The organism is Empedobacter falsenii (assembly GCF_019308355.1).
GTDB lineage: Bacteria > Bacteroidota > Bacteroidia > Flavobacteriales > Weeksellaceae > Empedobacter > Empedobacter falsenii_B.
In genome coordinates this window covers 42,343-65,055 of sequence record NZ_JAAGKM010000008.1, presented here as the reverse complement: position 1 = coordinate 65,055, position 22,713 = coordinate 42,343, and the positions used below count along the sequence as shown (strand labels likewise).

Annotated in this window: 15 protein-coding genes and 1 pseudogene; 7 read left to right on the top strand and 9 right to left on the bottom strand. The window is 32.4% G+C overall.

Annotated features, from left to right (window positions below; all coding sequences use genetic code 11):
* Positions 1 to 48: 48 nt before the first annotated feature.
* The 4 genes and pseudogenes from G0Q09_RS05520 to G0Q09_RS05490 all read left to right on the top strand — a co-directional run bounded on the left by G0Q09_RS05520 (position 49) and on the right by G0Q09_RS05490 (position 7,058).
* The gene (locus G0Q09_RS05520; RefSeq protein ID WP_219034212.1) at positions 49 to 1,539 is read left to right on the top strand and encodes an aminoacyl-histidine dipeptidase; all 1,491 of its coding nucleotides are present in this window, start codon (positions 49 to 51) and stop codon (positions 1,537 to 1,539) included.
* A gap of 359 nt (positions 1,540 to 1,898) precedes the next feature.
* Positions 1,899 to 5,853, top strand: a pseudogene (locus G0Q09_RS15185) (glycoside hydrolase family 2 TIM barrel-domain containing protein).
* A 97-nt stretch (positions 5,854 to 5,950) separates the two neighbouring features.
* Complete coding sequence (locus G0Q09_RS05495; RefSeq protein WP_219034207.1) at positions 5,951 to 6,742, top strand: cobalamin-binding protein; 792 nt, start codon at positions 5,951 to 5,953, stop codon at positions 6,740 to 6,742.
* Positions 6,743 to 6,746: 4 nt separating this feature from the next.
* Positions 6,747 to 7,058 carry a hypothetical protein gene (locus G0Q09_RS05490; protein WP_219034206.1) on the top strand — a complete coding sequence of 104 codons (312 nt, stop codon included), beginning with the start codon at positions 6,747 to 6,749 and terminating at the stop codon, positions 7,056 to 7,058.
* A 26-nt stretch (positions 7,059 to 7,084) separates the two neighbouring features.
* On the opposite strand, the gene murB is transcribed toward G0Q09_RS05490, so the two are convergent.
* Positions 7,085 to 8,104: a UDP-N-acetylmuramate dehydrogenase gene (gene murB, locus G0Q09_RS05485; protein WP_219034205.1), complete on the bottom strand. Its 1,020-nt coding sequence runs from the start codon at positions 8,102 to 8,104 to the stop codon at positions 7,085 to 7,087.
* A 13-nt stretch (positions 8,105 to 8,117) separates the two neighbouring features.
* Positions 8,118 to 9,320: a pyridoxal phosphate-dependent aminotransferase gene (locus G0Q09_RS05480; RefSeq protein ID WP_219034204.1), complete on the bottom strand. Its 1,203-nt coding sequence runs from the start codon at positions 9,318 to 9,320 to the stop codon at positions 8,118 to 8,120.
* 100 nt (positions 9,321 to 9,420) lie between these two features.
* On the opposite strand from G0Q09_RS05480, the gene G0Q09_RS05475 reads away from it, so the two are divergent.
* From G0Q09_RS05475 to G0Q09_RS05465, 3 genes are all read left to right on the top strand, one after another.
* Positions 9,421 to 9,780: a YtxH domain-containing protein gene (locus G0Q09_RS05475; protein WP_125350224.1), complete on the top strand. Its 360-nt coding sequence runs from the start codon at positions 9,421 to 9,423 to the stop codon at positions 9,778 to 9,780.
* Positions 9,781 to 9,843: 63 nt separating this feature from the next.
* Positions 9,844 to 10,194 (top strand): phage holin family protein, encoded by a 351-nt coding sequence (locus G0Q09_RS05470; RefSeq protein WP_219034203.1) that lies wholly within the window; start codon positions 9,844 to 9,846, stop codon positions 10,192 to 10,194.
* A complete protein-coding gene (locus tag G0Q09_RS05465) occupies positions 10,184 to 10,510 on the top strand; it encodes a hypothetical protein (RefSeq protein WP_115000004.1) in 327 nt (108 codons plus the stop codon). Before G0Q09_RS05470 ends, G0Q09_RS05465 begins: the two co-directional genes overlap by 11 nt.
* Before the next feature lie 66 nt (positions 10,511 to 10,576).
* Here G0Q09_RS05465 and G0Q09_RS05460 read toward each other — a convergent pair whose 3' ends face one another.
* The 7 genes from G0Q09_RS05460 to G0Q09_RS05430 form a co-directional block, all read right to left on the bottom strand.
* Positions 10,577 to 12,274 (bottom strand): AMP-binding protein, encoded by a 1,698-nt coding sequence (locus tag G0Q09_RS05460; RefSeq protein WP_219034202.1) that lies wholly within the window; start codon positions 12,272 to 12,274, stop codon positions 10,577 to 10,579.
* A 115-nt stretch (positions 12,275 to 12,389) separates the two neighbouring features.
* Positions 12,390 to 14,267: a DEAD/DEAH box helicase gene (locus G0Q09_RS05455; RefSeq protein WP_219034201.1), complete on the bottom strand. Its 1,878-nt coding sequence runs from the start codon at positions 14,265 to 14,267 to the stop codon at positions 12,390 to 12,392.
* A 263-nt stretch (positions 14,268 to 14,530) separates the two neighbouring features.
* Complete coding sequence (locus G0Q09_RS05450) at positions 14,531 to 15,946, bottom strand: L-serine ammonia-lyase (RefSeq protein WP_125350222.1); 1,416 nt, start codon at positions 15,944 to 15,946, stop codon at positions 14,531 to 14,533.
* Positions 15,947 to 16,153: 207 nt separating this feature from the next.
* Positions 16,154 to 16,636, bottom strand: coding sequence for a hypothetical protein (locus G0Q09_RS05445; protein WP_219034200.1), 483 nt, complete (start codon positions 16,634 to 16,636; stop codon positions 16,154 to 16,156).
* 9 nt (positions 16,637 to 16,645) lie between these two features.
* Positions 16,646 to 17,347, bottom strand: a complete 702-nt coding sequence (locus G0Q09_RS05440; protein ID WP_038336322.1) for an NUDIX hydrolase — start codon at positions 17,345 to 17,347, stop codon at positions 16,646 to 16,648.
* A 33-nt stretch (positions 17,348 to 17,380) separates the two neighbouring features.
* Positions 17,381 to 17,851 (bottom strand): Lrp/AsnC family transcriptional regulator, encoded by a 471-nt coding sequence (locus G0Q09_RS05435; protein ID WP_038336320.1) that lies wholly within the window; start codon positions 17,849 to 17,851, stop codon positions 17,381 to 17,383.
* 212 nt (positions 17,852 to 18,063) lie between these two features.
* Entirely contained in the window at positions 18,064 to 22,659 is a 4,596-nt protein-coding gene (locus G0Q09_RS05430) for a translocation/assembly module TamB domain-containing protein (RefSeq protein WP_219034199.1), read from the bottom strand.
* Positions 22,660 to 22,713: the final 54 nt, after the last annotated feature.

Genomic DNA, 22,713 nt, shown 5'->3' with positions numbered 1-22,713 from the left:
CTATATTGTCGCAATTCCGTAACTTTGAGGAACAATAAAAAACAAACAATGAATAACGATATTCTTAATTTGGAACCAAAAGCAATCTGGAAAAACTTCTCAGCATTGAATTCAGTTCCAAGACCTTCTAAGAAAGAAGAAAAAGTACGTCAGTTCATCATCAAATTTGGTGAAGATTTAGGTTTACCTGTCGAAACGGACGAAGTAGGAAATGTTTTAATCAAAAAAGCTGCTTATCCAGGAATGGAAGACCGTAAAAAAGTGATCATGCAATCGCACTTGGATATGGTTTGTCAAAAAAATAACGATGTAACATTCGATTTTGAAACACAAGGAATTGAAATGTACATTGAAGATGATAAATTTGTTACAGCAAATGGAACAACTTTAGGTGCAGATAACGGAATTGGAGTTGCGACAATTATGTCTATTTTAGAATCGAAAGATATTCCTCATCCAGCTATTGAAGCATTTTTTACAATTGACGAAGAAACTGGAATGACTGGTGCTTTAGGTTTGAAAGCTGGATTCTTATCTGGGAAAATCTTGTTGAACTTAGATACCGAAGAAGATGATGAATTAGACATTGGTTGCGCTGGTGGTGTTGATGTAACGGCGACAAAAGCTTACACTACAGAAGCTACTAACGGAACTGCTTTTACCTTAACATTAAAAGGTTTGAACGGTGGACACTCTGGAATGCAAATTCACGAAGGTTTAGGAAATTCGAACAAATTAATTGCTCGTTTATTAAATGCTGCAACTGAATTTGGTTTACAAATCGCTCATATGGAAGGTGGAAGTTTACGTAACGCTATTCCTCGCGAGTCTTGGGCTAAAATTGTGATTCCTACAGATAAAGTTGACGCTTTCAAAGCTTCTTACGAAACTTTACGCGCTGAAATTATTGAAGAATATGAAACGAAAGAACCTAAAATGGTGATTACACTAGAACCAACTGATGCAACTGATGCAATGTCAGCACAAGATTCTAAAGTTTTTGTTCAAACAATTATGGCAGCTTTCAATGGTGTTTACAGAATGAGTCCAGATGTTGAAGGTTTAGTAGAAACATCTAACAATGTGGCTCGCGTAGAAGTTATTGACGGAAACGCTCGTGTTTTATGTTTAACGCGTTCTTCTATAGAATCAGGTAAAGAAGCATTAGCACAAACATTAAAAGCTGGTTTCGAATTAGGTGGTTTTGAGGTTAAATTCTCTGGTTCTTACCCAGGTTGGAAAGCAAATACTCATTCTGAAATTTTAGAATTGATGAAAGGAATTTATGTTTCAAAATTTGGAGAAGAACCAAAAGTTGTGGCTTGCCACGCAGGTTTAGAATGCGGAATTATTGGAACAAATTATCCAGGTTTGGATATGATTTCTTTTGGTCCAAACATCTCTGGTGCTCACTCTCCTGACGAAAAAGTAGAAATTGCTTCTGTACAAAAATTCTGGGATTATTTATTAGATATTTTAAAAGATATTCCAAACGATGGTCCAGTTAATTACAGCTGTGCAAATTCAAAAAATATATAATTTAAGCTGAAAACTTAATCTAAAGACCACTTTTGCAAGTGGTCTTTTTTTACAATAATACTTTTTAAACAATTCTTTTAATCAAATTAAAATTTTTCTCTAATTCTATCTATTTTAGAAAAAAAAATCATAAATCAACCATAAGATTAAAAAACAATTATTTACAATTTTATCACCTTATTTTAACTTCTTCAAATAAGCATAATCGTTTAATAATCAAAACTATATTTGTTTAACACGTGATTAAAAATGATTGTTGAAAAATGAATCTTATAACAAAGTACAGTAAAGTTATTGTTTCTGCACTTGTTGTTCAGACAACTTTTGCACAAACAAATCCGCCAATTGAAAATCCTTTTATGCATAATTTAGGGGGCTTCAATTACGGAACGAAAGATTCTCCAGACGGTAACGAATGGTAATCTCCAATGAATTTATCCTTTAATAAAGAATTACCAAAGAGTTATTTCTTCTCTTTCGAAAATCAAAATCAAGCTGTAAAACTTTTACCAGAAAATAGCCCATACTGGATGAATTTGAATGGTATTTGGAAATTTAATTGGGCAAAAAACCCAAACGAAAGACCGAAAAATTTTTACGAAAACAATTTTGATACCTCTTCTTGGACGATGTTCCTGTTCCAATGAGTTGGAATATTTTCGGAATACAGAAAAATGGAGATTTAAAATATGGTGTTCCAATTTATGTCAATCAAAAAGTTATCTTTCAACATACTGTAAAAATAGACGATTGGAAAGGAGGTGTAATGCGAGAGCCAAATAAAGATTGGATAATATATACTTAGTTGGTTCGTACAAACGTACATTCGATGTTCCTAAAAATTGGGATGGACGTTATATTTACATGAATTTTGATGGAGTAGATTCATTTTTCTATTTATAGATTAATTGAAAATATGTTGGTTTTTCTAAAAATTCTAGAAATTTAGCTTCATTTAACATTACACCTTATCTAAATAAAAAAGGTGAAAACTCTGTAGCAGTTGAAGTCTATAGGAATTCTGACGCTTCATTCTTAGAAGCACAAGATATGTTTAGATTGCTAGGAATTTTTCGTACAGTTTCATTAACATCAAAACCGAAAATCCAAGTTAGAGATTTGGTTGTAATTCCTGATGTAACGAATAACTATAAAGATGGTGAACTAAATATTTCGGCTGATATTAGAAATTTATCAAATAAAGCCGCAAAAGGTTATAAAATTGCTTATACATTTTATCAAAATAAATTATACAGTGACGAAACTGACAAAGTTGCAACAACTGAATATATTATCAATTCTGATGCAGTTACAATCAATCCTAATTCTTCATCTATTTACAAACTAAAACTAAAGAATGCAAATCTTTGGTTAGCAGAGCGTCCTTATCGTTATACATTAGTTGGAGAATTAAAAGATACAAAGAACAAAACCATCGAAACAGTTTCGACGAATGTAGGATTTAGAAAGGTTGAAATTAAAGATACAAAAGCTGTAGATGATGAGTTTGGTTTGGCTGGACGTTATTTCTATGTAAATGGAAAAACAATAAAACTGAAAGGTGTTAACCGCCACGAAACAAATCCTGAAAAAGGAAAAGTTGTGACACGTCAACAGATGGAAGAAGAAATTAAGTTGATGAAACGTGCAAATATTAACCATGTTCGTAACTCACATTATCCAGATGATCCTTATTGGTATTATTTATGCGACAAATATGGGATTTATTTAGAGGACGAGGCCAATGCAGAAAGTCACCAATATTACTACGGTGAAGCTTCAATCTCTCATCCAAAAGAGTGGAGAGATGCGCACGTGGCACGTAATGTAGAGATGTTTCATGCAACAATCAATCATCCTTCTATCGTTATTTGCTCTTTAGGAAATGAAGCTGGTCCTGGAAATAATTTTGTTGAAGCCTACAATGCAATCAAAAAAATTGATACTTCTCGTCCTGTTCAATACGAGCGAAATAATGCAATTGTTGATATGGGATCTAATCAATACCCTTCTATCAATTGGGTTCGTGATGCTGTACAAGGAAATTATAAGTTAAAATATCCTTTCCATATTTCTGAATATGCGCATGGAATGGGAAATGCAGCTGGAAATCTGATAGATTATTGGGAAGCAATGGAATCTACCAACTTCTTTATGGGAGGTGCTATTTGGGATTGGGTTGACCAAGCAATGTATTATTATGATAAAAAGACAGGCGAAAAATTCTTCGCTTACGGAGGTAATTTCGGGGATAAACCAAATGACGGAACGTTTGTAAACAATGGATTAGTTTTCGCTGATTTAAAGGAAAAACCTTCTTACTGGGAAGTTAAAAAAGTCTATCAAAATGTTGGTGTAAAACCTGCAAATATCTTGAATGGTGAAATCGAAATTTTTAATAAAAATTATTTCATTTCGTTAGAAGATTACACGCCAGAATGGGCTTTATACGAAGATGGAATCGAAATTGAAAGAAGTACAGCTTTTATTGAGCCTAAAAAAATCATTAGTCCTCGCGAAAAACAAATCGTTCGTTTACCAATTAATCAATCAAAATTAAAACCTACATCAGAGTATTTTGTAAAAATTCAATTCAAGCAAAATCATGATCAATTGTGGGCGAAGAAAGATTATGTTCAAATGGAAGAACAAATTTTTGTGAAAGCTGCAGAACAAATTCCGACAATTCAAGAAGTTCAAAAAACAAATCAAATTACCATAACAGATTCAGAAAAACTAAAAACAATTAGTGGAAATGGTTTCGCTGTAAAATTTGATAATCAAACTGGAACTATTTATAGTTTAAATTATAATAACCAAACGATTATTAAAGATGGTGACGGTCCAAAATTAGATGCTTATCGTGCACCAATGGATAATGACAACTGGGCGTATCAGCAATGGTTTCAAAAAGGTTTACATAATTTAAAACACAAAGTTTTATCATCAACTTCTTACACAAGAAAAGATGGCGCAATTGTATTATCGTATGTTGTAGAATCACAAGCGCCAAATAGCGCATCACTTTTAGGAGGTACTTCTGGAACATATAAGATCGAAGAACACAAAGACCAAGTATTTGGGGAAAATGATTTCAAATTTACTTCAAATCAAGTTTGGACGATTTATCCAGATGGTTCAATCGAATTATCGTCAAGTATTACTTCAAATGACGAATCGCTTGCTTTAGCGCGTTTAGGTTATGAATTGAAATTACCAGAAAATTTGAGCAATTACAACTATTACGGACGCGGTCCGATTAATAATTATGCAGATCGTAAAACCGCTCAGAATATTGAATTTCATAAAAGTACAGTGAAAGATCAGTTTGTACCGTGGCCAAATCCGCAAAGTATGAGTAATAATGAGGAAGTTAGATGGAGTTCTTTAACTGATACTTCTGGAAATGGGGTTGTTTTTGTAAGCAAAGATTTGATGTCAACTTCTGTTTTGCCTTGGAGCGAATTAGAATTAACGCAAACGCCTCATTTCTATCAATTACCAAAAAGTAATGGAACGTATATGCATTTAGATGCTGGTGTTACAGGGCTTGGAGGAAATAGTTGTGGGCAAGGACCACCATTAGAACAAGATCGTGTAAAACCAAACGCAACAACTTTTGGATTTATTATTCGTCCTGTTCAAAGCAATAATTATTCAACGCAAGCAAAAGTAAAAGGAGCAGGAGATTCTCCACTTCTTATTACACGAAACAAAATTGGGGAAGTTACAATTTTGAGCCAAAATCAACATGCAGATTTGTATTACAAAATCGGGAATGGAAAAGAAACGAAGTATACAGAACCTTTCAAATTGAGAGATGCGAATACAATTGTTACTTGGGATAAAAATAATCCGAACATTAAAGTTTCTTCAAAATTTACTAAAATAGAAACGATTCCGTTACAAGTTGTTTTTGCTTCAAGTCAAGAAACTGGAGAAGGAGATGCTGCAAATCTTGTAGATCGTAATCCAAGCTCTATTTGGCATACGATGTATTCTGTCACTGTTGCGCAATATCCTCATTGGGTTGATTTTGATGCAGGAGAATTCAAGATGATTAAAGGATTTACATATTTACCTCGTCAAGATGGAGCTAATGGAAATATAAAAGATTATAGAGTTCAGATTAGTTTAGACGGAAAAAATTGGAGTAACCCTATCAAAGAAGGTTCTTTCGAGAAAAACACTAAACTGCAAACAATTTTGTTCGACAAACCAATTCGCGGAAGATATATCCGTTTCACAGCTTTAAGTTCTCAGAATGGACAAGATTACGCTGCTGGATCCGAATTTGGAGTTTTAGTTAACTAACATTTTTACTCATAGTTTTTTCAAAAGAAATTCATATCATACAAATGGTATGAATTTCTTATTTTTATACCTCACATCAATTTAACATCAAGCCAAAATGTCATCAAATCGATATCCTCAACGCATTGTTTGCTTAACCGAAGAAGGAACTGAAATTCTGTATAACATTAATGAACAACATCGTTTAGTAGGAATTAGTGGTTTTACCTATCGTCCGCCACAAGCAAGAAAAGAAAAACCTAAAGTTTCAACTTTTTTAGATGCTAAATTTGAAGATATCATCAATTTGAAACCAGATTTAGTTGTAGGATATTCGGATTTACAAGCAGATATTGCAGCAGGATTAATTAGAAGAGGAATCAATGTGTTTATCTTTAATCACCGAACAGTTGATGAAATTTTAAATATGATTGTGCAATTTACTTCATTGATTGGTTGCCAAGATAAAGGATTAAAATTAGTTGAATCTTATGAAAAGAAACTCGAAGAAGTAAAACAACAAGCTGCTCTCCTTCCCTATCATCCAACAGTTTTTTTTGAAGAATGGGACGAACCAATTATTTCGGGAAGCGCTTGGGTAAATGATTTGATAGAAATTGCTGGAGGAAAATTAGCTTTTCCAGAACTCAAAAATAAAGCTTTGGCTAAAGATCGTATTTTGTTGGCTGAACAAGTGATTGAACGTAACCCTGAAATTATTATTGGTTCTTGGTGTGGTAAAATGTTCAAACCAGAAAAAGTAAAACAACGTATTGGTTTCGAAAATGTAAAAGCAGTTCAACAAAATCATTTATACGAAATAAAATCTGAATTGATTTTACAACCTGGTCCTGCTGCTTTAACCGATGGTTTGGATAAAATTGTGGAGATTATTACAAATTATAAATAAATATATGGATCCGGATTTTTTAATTTTGTATACTAAAGTAATTTTAGTCCTTCACTTCGTATTCGATATTTTATTATTAATTATTTCTATTGTTGCTCACGGAAAAAAAATAAGTTTTAGTAATTATCTAATTTTCATAACAATTTCTATATTACTATTATCAATAATAAGATTATCTATAAAAGAATATCTTGGTGTTTCAATTTATGAACTAAATATAGTAACAAATATTCTCGAAAAACTTTTATACATAGCATTCGGAATTATATTAATAATTGGAATTTCTAAATTAAAAATCAATAAAGAAGAAGAATAAAAATCCCGCTGAAAGCGGGATTTAATTTATTGTATAATATTGACTTCTCTAACCAATGTTACGCCATATTTGGCTTTCACATCTTCTATAATTCGTTCAGACAAATCATATATTTCGCGTCCTGTTGCATTTCCATAATTCACCAAGACCAAAGCTTGTTTGTCGTGAACTCCCGCATCTCCAAAACGTTTTCCTTTCCAACCTGCGTGTTCTATTAACCAACCAGCAGCTAATTTTACACCTAAATCAGTTTTGAAATGAGAAATTTCTGGATGAAGTTTTTCAATCTCAGCAAATTCTTCATTCGAAATCACAGGGTTTTTAAAGAAACTTCCCGAATTCCCTATTTGCGAAGGATCTGGTAATTTACTTTGACGAATTTTGATCACAGCTGCACTAATTTCTTGAATCGTTGGATCAAAAATTTGCTCCTTTTCCAATTCAGATTTTATTGCACCATAATCAACATGAAGTTTATGATTTTTCTTTGTCAGTTTAAACGTAACTGCCACCAAGACATATTGACCTCTCAATTCATTTTTAAAAACAGATTCGCGATAACCAAACTGACATTCTTCATTTGTAAAAGTACGTTCATCACCCGTTTCCAGAACTAATGTCTGAACTTCTTCGATATAATCTTTTACTTCTACGCCATACGCACCAATATTTTGCATCGGTGCAGTACCAACATTTCCAGGAATCAACGAAAGATTTTCTAATCCTCCGAAATCATTTTGCAACGTCCATTCAACAAAATTGTGCCAATTCTCGCTTCCTTGCGCTTTTACATACACAAAATCATCATCTTCATTGATAATTTCGATTCCTTTCAAATTCAGTTTTAACACAATTCCAGGGAAATCGTCTACAAAAAGCATATTACTTCCTCCTCCTATAAATAAAATAGGTAAATCTTTTTGACGACGAAAAACCAAAACTTTTCGCAAATCTTGAATAGTTGCAACATCAGCAAAATATTTTGCTTTCGCTTCTATTCCAAATGTGTTATATAATTTTAATGAATAATTTTCGATGATTTCCATCTTCGTATTTTTCTTATGATCTAATTGTTCCTGGATATTGTTCTAAAGCTTCTTTCAAGATTTCGACAGAACGAACCAAATCTTCTTCTTTCAAAACATAAGCCAAACGAACTTCTTGAATTCCTGAATTTGGAGTTGAATAAAATCCTGCTCCTGGTGCCAACATTACTGTTTCTCCATTTGATGAGAAAGATTCTAATAACCAGATTGCAAATTTTTCTGCACTATCTACAGGTAATTGAATCATACAATAAAATGCTCCTTTTGGATTTGGACAAACAACACCTGGAATTTGTTGTAAACCTTTTACCAAAGTGTTGCGACGTTTTAAATATTCTGTACGACAATCTTCAAAATAAGTTCCTACGTTTCTGTGGGCTAAAGTTGCAATGTATTGAGAAATTTCAACAGGGCTTAAACGCGCTTGTGCATATAACATTGCAGCTTTTAAGAATTTCTCGTTACGTGTAATCAAAGCTCCAGAACGTGCTCCACATAAAGAAAAACGTTTCGATTCAGAATCAATTACAATTGCATTATCTTTCAGTTCTGGGAAACTTAAAACAGATGTAAATTCTTCTTCTGTATATAAATATTCTGCATAAACTTCATCCGCAATTAAATATATATCATGCTCTAAAACCAAATCTTTTAATTGATTTAATTCTTCTTTCGAATATACATAACCTGTTGGATTCCCTGGATTACAAATTAATATAGCACGTGTTTTATCTGTAATTTTTTTTGCAAACTCTTCTACTGCAGGTAATGCAAAATTATTTTCAATTGTAGATGGAACTGGAACAATATTTACATCGTTTTCACATGTAAATCCATTATAATTTGCATAAAAAGGTTCTGGAATAATAATTTCATCTCCTGGATTTGCAATAATTCCGAAAATAAATAATAAAGCTTCCGAACCTCCTAATGTTGCAATAAAATTTTCTGGGGTTAATTCAATTCCGCGATTTGTAAAATAATCTGCCAAAGCCTGACGATATTCCAACGTTCCTTCTGAGTGCGTATAAGAAATAATGTTTGAAGGAAAATTTTTCAATCCTTCTAAAACAGCTTTTGGCGACTCAATATCGGGCTGTCCAATATTTAAGTGATAAACTTTCGTTCCTCTTTTTTTCGCTGCATCTGCGTATGGCACCAACTTTCTGATTGGAGAAGCTGGCATATTTTGTGATTTTTCAGATAATATTAACATTTATTGTAATTTTTAAAATTTGATTTGAATTCTTTGGTATTGTTTTTGTAATTTTAAAGTGTAAATATAAAAAACGTTTAATCTCAAAAAAAACTTTATTATGAGTAAATTAAATAATGCAACTAAATTATTAGCAGGTTTAGCAATTGGAACAGCAATCGGAGCAGTAGTAGGTTTATTATATGCGCCAGAATCAGGGAAAGACACTCGCAAAAAATTAAAAAAAGAAGCTGACAAATACAAAAAAGAGTTAGACAAATACGCGAATGATTTTTCTGATAAAGCGAAAAAAACAAAAAAAGAATTAGAAGCTAAATTAGACGAAGTAAAATCAAAATTAGCAGAACAAAAAGACGAGTTTGTAGCAAAAGCGAAAGAAGCTGGAAAAGATTTAAAATCTAAAGCAAACCAAACAAAAGAAGATTTAAAAGACGAATTTCAAGAAAACGTAGGAGTTTAATTTCTTCGAAATACAACATTCCTTAAAATTTATAATTAACTTTGTCTGAAATAAATCAATTTTATGTTTAATGAACTAAAAGTTTATATTAATAATAGAATAACTTTAGCTAAATACGATCTCGTAGATTCGCTGAGTAATATGTTGGCGAGCGGTATTTATGTATTAATTATTGCCGTATTTTCTTTGTTTCTATTATTATTAGGAAGTTTAGCATTAGGATTTATTTTGGGAGGTTATTTTAATGATACAGGATTAGGTTTTCTTGCTGTAACTGGAATTTATTTCTTAATGATGGTTTTTTCTATTCTATTTAGAAAGAAATTAAAACTTTTCTTGACAAATATTGCCGTAGAAAACGCGATGGAAGCTATGTCTAACCAGGAAGATGACGAAGACGACGATGAAGAATAAAGAACAAATGTCTGCGATAAAAAATTTAGACGATTTGCGAATGGCAAAACGTAAACTAAAATTACAAATGAAAGTTGCTGAAAATAAACATGAAAATTCATTTGTAAATAAAGCAGTTAATCTTGTAACAAACTTAAAATCCGATACAAGTTTTACTTCTTCTAAAGTTGAAAGTGCATTAAATTGGGCTGGAGATAAAGCTTCAAAAAAATATCCAATGAAGGGAATTACAAAAATTTTAATTTCTGGATTGATTATGATAGCGGTTCCAATTATTACGAATAAAATTCAGGAATATATAGAAGAAAAATTATAAAATTATTTGATATTAAAAAACCACTTCGTTTGAAGTGGTTTTTTTGTGTGTTAATTTTAAGCTCGACTAATATTTTTCGTGAAAATATTCGTTTGGTATAATCGTTTTATTCTTTTTATCAACAGCTTCTTGGTTACGCAATTCCACTCGACGTATTTTTCCTGAAATTGTTTTTGGTAAACTCTCCACAAACTGCACAATACGTGGAATTTTGTAACGTGCTAAATGCTCTTCTGTATATCTAAAAATATCTTTTGCTAATTCTTCCGAAGCTTCATTTCCAGGTGCTAAAATAACAAAAGCTTTTACAGCATTACTTCTCAAATCATGCGGACTTGCCACAACAGCAGCTTCCATAATGGCATCATGCTCTAACAAAGCACTTTCTACTTCAAATGGTCCTACACGGAAATCAGACGCTTTTATCACATCATCATCACGCCCAACAAACCAAACATAACCATCTTCGTCTTTATAAGCTTTGTCTCCTGTATAATATAATCCATGCTTGAAAACTTTCGCCATTTTATCTTTCTGAATCAAATAAGTTTTGAAAATTCCATTGATGGTTTCTTCATTATGCACAACACAAATATTTCCTTCTTCGCAATCTTGTACAATATTTCCATCATCATCAGCAATCACAATATCGTATAAAAACGCAGGTTTTCCCATCGATCCATATTTAATCTTCTCATTTGGCAAATTCGCAATCATCGCAGTTGATTCTGATTGTCCATAACCATCACGAATCGTAATTCCTGTACCTTCTTTCCAGACATCTATAATTTCTGGATTAAGCGGTTCACCAGCTGCAACACATTGACGAAGTTTGAAATCATAACTTTTCAAATCTTCTAAAATCAATACACGCAGAGCTGTTGGTGGTGCGCAAAAAGTTGTTACACCCAAATCTTGAATGGTTTGTAATTGTTCTTTCGGAACAAATTTATCTGAATGATAACCCAAAATTGTCGCACCCATATTCCATGGAGCAAAAAAACTACTCCAAAAGAATTTCGCCCAACCTGGTTGAGAAATATTATAATGTAAATCACCTTTTTTCATTCCAACCCAAGAAGAAGTCGTGAAACCTCCAAGCGGATAAGTGTAATGCGTATGCACCACAACTTTCGGCATTCCTGTCGTTCCTGAAGTAAAAAAGTAGAATAAATCATCGTCTGGTTTTGTATCTGCAGCCTCAGCTTGAATAGATTCTTTCCATAACTCATTGATATTTATCCAACCTTCTCGCTCGCCTTCTGTGATTAATTTTACCTTAATCTTTTTATCAAATTTTGCTTCTGCTTCATCTATTTTCGATGCATTTGCTTGATCTGCTAAAGCAACTTCTGGAAAAGAAGACTCGAATCTAAACGTTAAATCCCTTGCTTCTAAAGTTGTTGCGGCTGGAATAATAATTAATCCACCTTTGATAGAAGCCAAATAACCAATCCAAGTAATCGGTAATAATGGAACTTGAGAAAACATTTTGTCTCCTTGTACAATTCCTTTGTTTCTTAAATAGTTTAAAAATTGATTGTATTTATCAGCTAAATTCTGAAAAGTATAATCTTCTCGTTCTTCATTATACTTCCAAATTAAACCTTTTTGAGTTCCTAATTGAGCAACATTATAAGGCTCAAAAATATCCTTCACCCAATTGAATTTCTCTGGTTTGAAAATTTTAATCTGTTTTAATTGCGTATAATTCTCTTCTTCGATGGATAATCGAATAGAGCTAAACAATTCTTGTACTGTCATTTATTTGTGGTTTTGAATAAATATAGAAAAATTATTTATTCAAACAGAAGTTTTATGAATAAAAAAGGATGATTTTATAAAATCATCCTTTTTGTTATTTTTTATTGAGAATATATTAATCTCTACCTCTTCTTGAGTTTCCTGTTCTATTACGGTCTCCTCCACGGTAACCACCACGATCTCCACCTCTAGAATCACGGTCACGATCACCTCCATGGAATCCACCTCTGTCTCCTCCGCGATCACGATCTCCACCACGATAACCTCCACTTCTTTCACGGTCATTATCACGACGGCTATTGAAACCACGTCCGCGAGAATCTCCTCTGTCATTACGACGACGATCTCCACCACGACGCTCACCATCACCACGTCTAGGTTCTGGTTTAGAGATTTGAACATCTAAGTCTACTCCATCACGTTGTGCATCTTTGAAAGATTCTAACACTAATGATTCGAATTGTGTATCAACTTCGAAGAAAGAGAAATTACGTAAAATTTCAATTTTTCCGATTTCGATGTTACGATTACGAGTTTGCTCGTTAATTAAACCAATTAAGTTTGGAACACGTAAATTGTGTTTTTGACCAATATTAATAAAGAAACGAGAGAAATCACGTCCACCACGACGGTTAGAAGAACGATCTCCTCTATCACCACGATCTCCTTCAGAAGAAATATCTTTCGTGTTTTTGTAATATTCTAAGAAAGAATTGAACTCAACTGTCATGAAACGTTTTAATAAATCGTCACGATCTAAGTTCGCCAATTTTTCATTTACAGTTTCCATGTAAGGCTCGATTAATTCTTCATCAACTTCGATATTTTCGATTTTATCGATTAAAGAAATTAAACGTTTTTCACAGATTTCTGCTCCAGTTGGTACATTTTTAGGCTCGATTTTAGAAGCAATTAATTTTTCTAAATCTCTAATTTTACGCGCTTCACGTCCTCCTGAAATAATGATAGAAATTCCTTTGTTACCCGCACGTCCTGTACGTCCTGAACGGTGTACATAAACTTCTGGATCATCTGGTAAATTGAAGTTGATTACGTGAGTCAACTCATTTACGTCAATACCACGAGCAGCAACGTCTGTTGCGACAAGGATTTGAATATTTTGGTTACGGAATTTCTCCATCACGTGATCACGTTGTGATTGTGATAAATCTCCATGTAATGCGTCTGCATTGTAACCATCTTGCATCAATTTATCTGCTACGTCTTTCGCTTCGCGACGAGTTCTACAGAAAACGATACCATAAATATTTGGGTAATAATCGGCCAAACGTTTTAAAGCTAAGTAACGATCAGAAGAACGTACTAAGTAAACGTGATGCTCGATATTTTTTGATGCAGTATTTACTTTACTTACAGCAATCTCAACTGGATTGTGCATATATTCTGAAGCGATACGACGAACCTCTGAAGGCATTGTAGCTGAGAATAATAAAGTTTGTTTTTCTTCTGGAGTTGTTTCTAAGATAGAATCGATTTCGTCACGGAATCCCATGTTCAACATCTCATCTGCCTCATCTAAAACTGTCCATGTGATATCATTAATTTTTAATGCACCACGTTTGATTAAGTCCATTGTACGACCTGGTGTTCCTACAACGATTTGTGGATTATCTTTTAATCCTCTAATTTGTTTAACGATGTCAGCACCACCGTAAACTGCCTGTACACGTACTCCACGCATATCAGCAGAAAAAGATTCTAATTCTTTTGCAATTTGTAAACATAATTCACGAGTAGGACACAAAATAATTGCTTGTACTGATTTTGAATTGCTGTCTAATTGATTTAAAACCGGAAGCCCGAATGCTGCAGTTTTTCCTGTACCTGTTTGCGCCAATGCAATAACATCTTGATCTGATGAAAGGATTTGAGGAATAGCTTTTTCTTGGATTGGAGATGGGTTAACGAAGCCCATTTTCTCAATTGCAGTTAGGATTTCTTCTTGAAGTCCTAATTCTTTGAATGTAATCATGTTAGATACGATACCGAGATAATGAAATTCATTTATATTTCATATCACGGTTTTATTTTAAATTATTTAACCAACAGATATGAAAGAATAAAATTAAATGGCTGAGCAGCCTAAAAAATCCCTAAATGAATATTCTTTAACATCCGTACCTTAACTCTAAAAGGCTGTGCAAATGTAAGGATTATTTTTGAAATACACAACACACATTCATAATCCTTACAATTAATACACATAATATTATTTTACTGATAATAAATAAGTTACTAACAATCTGCAATATTTACAGCAACTGCCAAACCTCCTTCAGAAGTTTCTTTGTATTTATTATTCATATCTTTTGCAGTTTCCCACATCGTATTCACAACTTTATCTAACGGAACTTTCGCAGTCAACGGATCTGTATCCAGTGCTAATTCTGCTGCATTTATCGCTTTAATCGCTCCCATTGTGTTACGCTCGATACAAGGAATTTGTACCAAACCACCAATCGGGTCGCATGTTAAACCTAAATGATGTTCCATTGCAATTTCGGCAGCCATTGTTACTTGCGCAGGAGTTCCTCCCATTAATTCGCATAATGCAGCTGCAGCCATAGCTGAAGATACGCCGATCTCAGCTTGACAACCTCCCATTGCCGCAGAAATAGTTGCTCCTTTCTTAAAAATAGAACCAATAACTCCTGCTGTTGTTAAGAATTGTTCAATCTCTTTTTGACCAGCTTTATGATTTTCGATCACCAAATAATACATCAAAACTGCTGGAATAACTCCTGCACTTCCATTTGTTGGCGCTGTTACAACTCTACCTAACGAAGCATTTACTTCATTAACAGCAAGAGCAAAACAACTCACCCATTTCAAGATTTGACGAAAATATACTTTGGTTTTTCGGATTGATGCAATCCATTCTTGTGAATTAGAATAAGGTGTTGCTCCAACCAAATTTTTGTGCATATCGTAAGCACGACGTTTCACGTTCAATCCGCCTGGTAAAATACCTTCTGTATGACAACCAATGTACATACACTCTAACATAGTATTCCAAACACGCATTAATTCGTGGTGAATTTCATCTTCAGTTCGAATTGTTTTTTCATTCTCGAACATAATTTCAGAAATCGATTTATTTTCTTTCGAACAAAATTCTAATAATTCTGTTGATGTATTAAATAAATATGGAAAAGCACAAGTGACATCTGTATTGGTAGCACTATCATCCTCTTTTGTAATAAATCCTCCCCCTATCGAATAAAACGTAGAAGATAATTCTTCGTTCTCATAGAAAGCTGTAAACATCATTCCATTAGCGTGAAAAGATAAAAACTCACGATTGAAAACGATATCAGTTTCGGGATTAAAATCAATTAAAAATTTATTTCCAAAATTTAATTGTTTATTTGTATTGATTGTATTAATAATATTCGAAATATCATCAACAGGAATATATTCAGGATCAGCACCGCTTAACCCTAACATTACTGCATAATCAGTTGCATGTCCTTTACCCGTAAGCGATAAAGAGCCGTACAAATCTACACGAACTTTTGTAATTTTATTAAAGATAGATGCAGCATCCAATTCTTTCAGAAAAGCTTCTGCAGCGCGCCAAGGACCTAAAGTATGCGAACTTGAAGGACCAACGCCAATTTTGAGCATATCAAATACTGAAATACAATCCATTTTGTACTTTTAATTTATATTTTTTCCACACAAGACAAATATAGCCGTTAAATTCTCATATTCACTTTATTTAAGCAGTTTTTTTATCAACTTAAACAATTAACATGCTTAAAATATTCATATTGAATGATATTAATACAAATAATTCAGCATCAAAAAAAGAGGTCACAACTAATTGTAACCTCTTTTCTAGACTTTATTAAGTTTTTATTTAAACTTGTGCCAATATGGATAGATAATCGCTAAACCATAACCTATAAACACAAATAATGTAAACATGGTAAAAAGTGTTCCATCTGCCATAAATTCGGGCTGCATTGCTGCTGACACAAATAATGATGTCACAACCATATATACACCAATTCTTTTATAAGATTTCACTAAAAAGATACCTATCAATGCAATAACTCCTAAAACAAGAGTCGAAATTGGATACCATTTTGGCATTTCTGGCGCATCTTCGTTCATCATTTGGCGGAACAAATAATCATTTGTCACCAATAATTGATAACCACGATAAAGAATACTCAAAATCAAGAAAACCATTATAAAGATCATTGACTTGAAAAGGAATGATGTTTTGTTTCCTTCGTGTTTCAAATCTTTTGTTTTGGTATTATCCGACATTAAAACTTTTGTGTCAAAAATATCGTCACGTTCTTGATTTTGTTCTACTTTTTGATCTGTCATAGCTTTATTTTAAAATAAGAAATCATATCCTTTCAAACTCAATTTTTCGTATTTTTCTTCATCAAAACGATACAATTTAGATACTTTACGATGTTGTTTAGGATCTGTTGTATTACCAGTTTCGATAATTAAATTTGAATTAAAGATTTTCTTTCTAAAGTTACGTTTATCCAACTCACGATTCAAGGCTTTTTCATACAAACTTTGCAATTGCGCAATTGTAAACTCATCTCCAAGTAAGTTGAACCCTACTGGACGACGCTTCACACGACGTTTTACACGCTCTTTTGCATATTTTACAATCTCATTGTGATCAAAAGCCAAATCCGGAACACGGTCGTAAGCATACCATTCTCCACCTTGTGTTTTCACTTTTTCCTCTATTTGAGGTGTCAATTTAACCAAAGCGTAATAAGCAACATTTACAACACGTCCTAATGGATTACGAAAAACTTTTGTAAAAGCTTTCAATTGTTCAATATATGTTTGATGCTCATCGTAAGCAATTTTCTCAATCAACAATTCGTGAATTGCTTGATCGTTACTTACCGTTGGCGCAATATATTTTCCTGGCAAAACCAATGCTCCTTTGAAAGGATCGTTTAGTTTTTTATACACCAATATTTTGAGATCTTCTCCATCAAACCCGAAAAGTACGAGACTTGAACATAGAGCGACCTGAAAATATTTTTCTTTTTCTTCGTCTGTCATTTTGTGGGATGATTAATAAATTGAAATTTATTTTTAATGAAAAATTGAATGCATCAATCTATTTTTATCGTTAAAAGATTCTTCTAACGAAATCATAGATTCTGTTCTCAATACATCATCAATTTGATCAATTTTGTAGATAACATCTTTCGCATCAGAAGTATCTCTTGCACGAATTTTACAGAAAATATTATATTTTCCAGACACAACGTGAACCACTGTTACGTTAGGAATTTTATATAATTCATCTATCACTTTCTGAGTTTTGTTTGTTTTTGTAAGTAACAATCCTACATACGCAACAAACTGATAACCCATTTTATCATAATCTGTAATTAGTGTAGTTCCTTTGATGATTCCAGCCTCCTCTAATTTCTTGACACGTACGTGAATAGTACCAGCAGAAACATTCATTTTCTTTGCAATTTCTGTAAATGGCATTCTTGTATTGTCAATCAAATACATCAAAATTTTCTTATCAACATCATCAATTATGTAATTCATTTTCCTAATTTTTGATTATTATTATTATTTTAATAAAAAATCGAATTAATTTTTAGCAAAATTATAAATAAAACAAACAAACTTCAAAATATTTTTTAATGATTTATTTAATATTTTACTTTTGTTATAATAATAGTTCAAAAAAGAAAGAACTAATCACTTTTGTTTGTTTGCGCGAGTTTATTGTCTAACCACAATAAACTCATTTTTTTTTATTTAATTTTGACTAAACCACGACGTTTTTGTTCCACTTTAGGTTGAGTACTTTTTTGATACGTAACTTTGACCGTATCTTTTGTAGTTTGACGAGTAGAATCTATTCTTCTTTCCTCACTTTTAAACTGTTTCGGAAGTACAATCGAATCAAATCTTTCTTGCTGTTGCTCTTCTTTTTTAGCTTTTGCTTTTCGTTTATTTTCATCTAAACCTAAAAATCCTCTAAACGTATCGAAGCTTTTGTTGTACTGAATTCCTACTCCGAAACTTTGATTTAAGTTATTTTCCATTCCTGGCAATAAACCGAAAGTTGTAGGTTTTGTAAATGCTTTTAAGACCAAAGATCCATTGTTTAATTTCGAGATATCATAAGAAACATCAAAATTCCCATCGAAGTTCTCTTGTACATTTCTATTATTTGTAACCGCAATTCCATACGAACCACGTAAACTTAAACGATTATTAACCCGATAAGAAACAGAAGTTCTAATTTTATCATTTGTCTCCGATTGCGCACTACCACCGACATACTCCATTTGTATATCTACATTGTTCGCAATAGAAGACAACATACCCGCAATTGTCGATAAACCAATATCAGCAGCTGTACTTGTTACACCAGATTGAACAGCCGAAGCATCACCAAATTTACCTGTCAATAAGATATAACTAAACTGAAGCATCTGTTCTTCTGTATTTGAACGGAATTTTGATTGTAACTGCGAATTGATATCCGAACCTGCATTAGGAATTGTTAATCCAAAATCGATAATAGGTTTTTTCAACGTTTCAGAAATATTAATTGATAAGAGAGCATCATAAATTTGCGAATATCCTACACCTAAATAGTCTCCAACATTTGACACCGAACGTTGATATTCAGCTGTAATATTAAGTGTTGCATCAAGTGGATTTCCTGCAAATTGTACCGAAGATCCTTTTTTGATTTTAAAATCTTTTGGAATCAGCGGAAATTGTCTAAACTCATATGTTCCACTTTCTATATTATATACCCCTGTAATACTCAATCCTGCTTTATTCATTAAGAATCTAAGATTTTCTGCAGTTCCTCGCGCTGTTGCTTTATCATTTGTAGCTGCATCAAAAATCAAATTCACCATCGCATTTGGATACGCATTGATGTTGACATCTATCGACATTCCTTTTGGTGCGTGAGGCTCGTTATTTTTCGATTTTTCATCTAGATGTTGGTTAGGAACAAAACGTACCAAATTATTTTCTGACTCAATTGTTGTACTTCCTGTATTTATCGTTAACTCAGAATTTCCAACCACTGTCGCATCTCCAGCAATCTCCAATTCCTCTACCGCACCAAACATAGATACATTTCCTTTCGCAAATACTTTTCCATAAAACAATTCATTGTCTTTAATAGATGTGTTCATCACCAATAAATTATCGGTATCAAAATCTAAGTTGAGACCCCATTTAGATAAGTTGCGGAAAAGAATTGCTCCATCAACTTTTCCTTTTGTATTGAAAGTTGTGTCTTTGAACGCAATATCATTCAACATAATAATCCCTTGTCCTTTTCCTTGTTTCGAAACAAGTAATTCATTTTCTCCTTCAAATAAATAATCAGTTCCTAAGAAATTAACTTTTAATCCAAGATCTTTTGCAATCATATTTCCGCTAAGATTTGGTAAATCAATTGGTCCAGTAATTTTTAAATCACCAGATAACGTTCCACGCATATTAGAGAAAACAGATTTTAAGAATCCTTCTAAGAAATCGATATGAAACTCATCAAAATTGGCATCTACATCGACTTCAGGACCTGTTGGTTTATTAATAATATTACCATAAGCAACCAACGATTGAATTTGCTCTTTCTGTAAACTTGTTTCAAAATTAAATTGTTTATCCGCTACATTATAACCTCCTTGTAAAGTCAAATTACCAAGCTCAAAATCATTTAAACCTAACTTATCAATTTTAGCTTCAAGTGTTGGTTCTAACTTTTCTTTTGTTCTAATAATATCTACTTTACCGTTCGCTATACCGACAATTTTTAGATTATTCAATAATGTTTTAGGAATGATTTTTTCTAAATGCAAATCTTTAAAATCAGCATTGAAATTGTAATCTACATTGTTATTAAATAAACCACTTACTTTTAAATATTGTTCTTCCGATTCTAATGACAAATCTTCAACTTTTAATGATTTATTGATTCGATTAAAAATTACCCGATTAGAATTTGCATCATTCAAATGATTAATTGTCCATTGTGTCGAATCTATTTGTATTGTCGAAGGTGAAAATCCAAAAATCAAATCATTATTATTCTGAACTGTGTGAAAAAGATTTAGATTAAATAAAATTGGATTCTTACGACCTATATTAAAGTCTGTTTTGACAATCATTGTATCATTCTTCGGAATCGAATTTACGTTAATTGCATTAATCGTAACTCCACTCACTTTCATACTATCAATTTTCGCATTAAGTGTTGGTAGTTCTGCAATTGTATTTAGATTAACATTCGACTGAAACAATTGAATTCCTGCATATTTTATACCTGGAGTATCCAATGTCGCTTCCAATTGATTTTTCGTACCATCAATATAACCTTTAACATGTGTATCTGGCTCAATAGAAATCGATGGATCGATATATTGTAATAAATTTTCTTGCACATAAACATCAAACGAAAAAGCCTGATTTGGCGAAACTTTTTTATGGCGGAAAGATGGCACTAGATCTACAAGTGAATTATTGATAACATTTGCAACTTCTGTAATATTAAATTTCCCATCAACAGTGGCTTTCATATAATCTGGCACATCTAATGTCATAATTTTGTGAGAACCATCTATTTGAGAACTCAACATGACATGAGCCAATTCTAACGTATCTTTTTTAGAACGGAAATAAAGATTTTTGACATCAATATTTCCCCTGAAATCATTAATATTTGTCAGCTTAAAATTCCCTTCAACATCGCCACGTACAATTGCATTTAGATTTTTTGTAACTCCAAGAAAATCTAAATTAATTTGACGAATATTCGAAGTAAAATCAAAATCATATGGCTTTCCACTAAAATTTATTTTTCCATTCAATTTCGCATTTAGATTAGGATCTTTAATATCAAATAAACCTTTAAACTGATAATTTTTGACCAAACCATCTACCTTAATATTTTGATATCTTTTTCCAATCAAATCGATATAACGAAGATTTCCATCCAAATTTAAATTGATATTTTTCAGGTCTGTTCCTTTTCCATCAAATCTAAATTTTCCGCTTACATAACCCAAATCTTTTGCATTTGTTAATTGACGAAGATTAAGATTTTTCGCATCTAAAGTTCCTTTATAAATTAACGATTTTACATCTTTGTAATTTCTAATTTGTGCATTTAGATCTGCATCGCCAAGTCCAGAAACGGCGTAACCATTCGCATGAATTTCATTCGGATTTAATGAAATATCACCACGATAATTTAAGTTTCCAAAACGAGTCAACATATTCGGAATTTTCTTCGAAACAAAGGTTGGAAGTAACTTTACAATTTTTTGATAGGATGTATTGATTTTTACATTTCTTGTCGAAAATCTCAACGAAGAACCATGCGTTACATCTTGCAATAGCAAACGAGAAGCACCCACATAATTATCTTCACCTTTCAGTTCGAAATCTAAAAATGTCAGGTTATTCAATGTTCCGTTCACTTTTCCATATAAATCAACCGAAGAATTTTTATCAAATAAATCAGTGAAATAGCGAATTTCTTTAAAATTAATTTTAGATCCTCGATCAAAAAAAACGTCCCAACGAACTTTATTATTAAAATCAGACATATCCGAAGGTTGATCGTAACTCAATAATAAATTTCCGTTTAAAACAGACGTATCCGTTCGTAAATTTAAATTCTCAACTCGAATTTCTTTTTTCGAATAATGAACTTTTCCTGTGAAATTTTGTACGTTATACGTTTCTTTATTTTTTGTCGCAACAAAGCAGAAGTTTTCTAAATCGGCCGTAATATCAGAATCAACTAATCGAAACTTTTTTACCGTCATGTTCAACTGCTTCGAATCCAACCAAACATTTCCAGAATTTTGATTAACAATTGAAACTTTTCCGTCCTGTAAAATAAAATCTCCATCTAATTTGAAAATCTTTTTCGGATCTTTTGGTTTATCAGAACTAAAACCGTTCACAAATTTGATGAAATTCGAAATCGAATCACCTTTGTAGGTAATCACACGAATTTCAGGTTCAATCAATTTCACTTCACTCAAATTGATATGATCTTTTTTGATTCCTGGAATTAACGACCAAACATTTATTGTTGTTTCTAAAGTCTTCGACTTCAAAAAATCATATTTGTGATCGTCTTTAATATGTACACCATAGAAATAAATACGTCCAAAAAAATCAATATCAACCGCATCTACATACATTTGTGTGTTCAACGATTTATTTAATTTTTCTAAGGCAAAGTGAGCTATTTTTGTCTGTACCGCAGGGATTTGTATTGCGATTGCTACTGTTAAAACAAGGGTTAAAACGAGTATAATCAACGACAATAAAAATCTTCCTATTCGTCTGACTATTTTCAATGGTTTAAATTTACGATATTTGCAGGGTAAAAATAAGTTATAAATTTTATTCTA

Excerpts from the sequence above, each read along its gene's own strand:
- G0Q09_RS05520 (WP_219034212.1), top strand. The coding sequence starts at position 49 with ATGAATAACGATATTCTTAATTTGGAACCAAAAGCAATCTGGAAAAAC.
- G0Q09_RS05495 (WP_219034207.1), top strand. The coding sequence starts at position 5,951 with ATGTCATCAAATCGATATCCTCAACGCATTGTTTGCTTAACCGAAGAA.
- G0Q09_RS05490 (WP_219034206.1), top strand. The coding sequence starts at position 6,747 with ATGGATCCGGATTTTTTAATTTTGTATACTAAAGTAATTTTAGTCCTT.
- murB (WP_219034205.1), bottom strand. The coding sequence starts at position 8,104 with ATGGAAATCATCGAAAATTATTCATTAAAATTATATAACACATTTGGA.
- G0Q09_RS05480 (WP_219034204.1), bottom strand. The coding sequence starts at position 9,320 with ATGTTAATATTATCTGAAAAATCACAAAATATGCCAGCTTCTCCAATC.
- G0Q09_RS05475 (WP_125350224.1), top strand. The coding sequence starts at position 9,421 with ATGAGTAAATTAAATAATGCAACTAAATTATTAGCAGGTTTAGCAATT.
- G0Q09_RS05470 (WP_219034203.1), top strand. The coding sequence starts at position 9,844 with ATGTTTAATGAACTAAAAGTTTATATTAATAATAGAATAACTTTAGCT.
- G0Q09_RS05465 (WP_115000004.1), top strand. The coding sequence starts at position 10,184 with ATGAAGAATAAAGAACAAATGTCTGCGATAAAAAATTTAGACGATTTG.
- G0Q09_RS05460 (WP_219034202.1), bottom strand. The coding sequence starts at position 12,274 with ATGACAGTACAAGAATTGTTTAGCTCTATTCGATTATCCATCGAAGAA.
- G0Q09_RS05455 (WP_219034201.1), bottom strand. The coding sequence starts at position 14,267 with ATGATTACATTCAAAGAATTAGGACTTCAAGAAGAAATCCTAACTGCA.
- G0Q09_RS05450 (WP_125350222.1), bottom strand. The coding sequence starts at position 15,946 with ATGGATTGTATTTCAGTATTTGATATGCTCAAAATTGGCGTTGGTCCT.
- G0Q09_RS05445 (WP_219034200.1), bottom strand. The coding sequence starts at position 16,636 with ATGACAGATCAAAAAGTAGAACAAAATCAAGAACGTGACGATATTTTT.
- G0Q09_RS05440 (WP_038336322.1), bottom strand. The coding sequence starts at position 17,347 with ATGACAGACGAAGAAAAAGAAAAATATTTTCAGGTCGCTCTATGTTCA.
- G0Q09_RS05435 (WP_038336320.1), bottom strand. The coding sequence starts at position 17,851 with ATGAATTACATAATTGATGATGTTGATAAGAAAATTTTGATGTATTTG.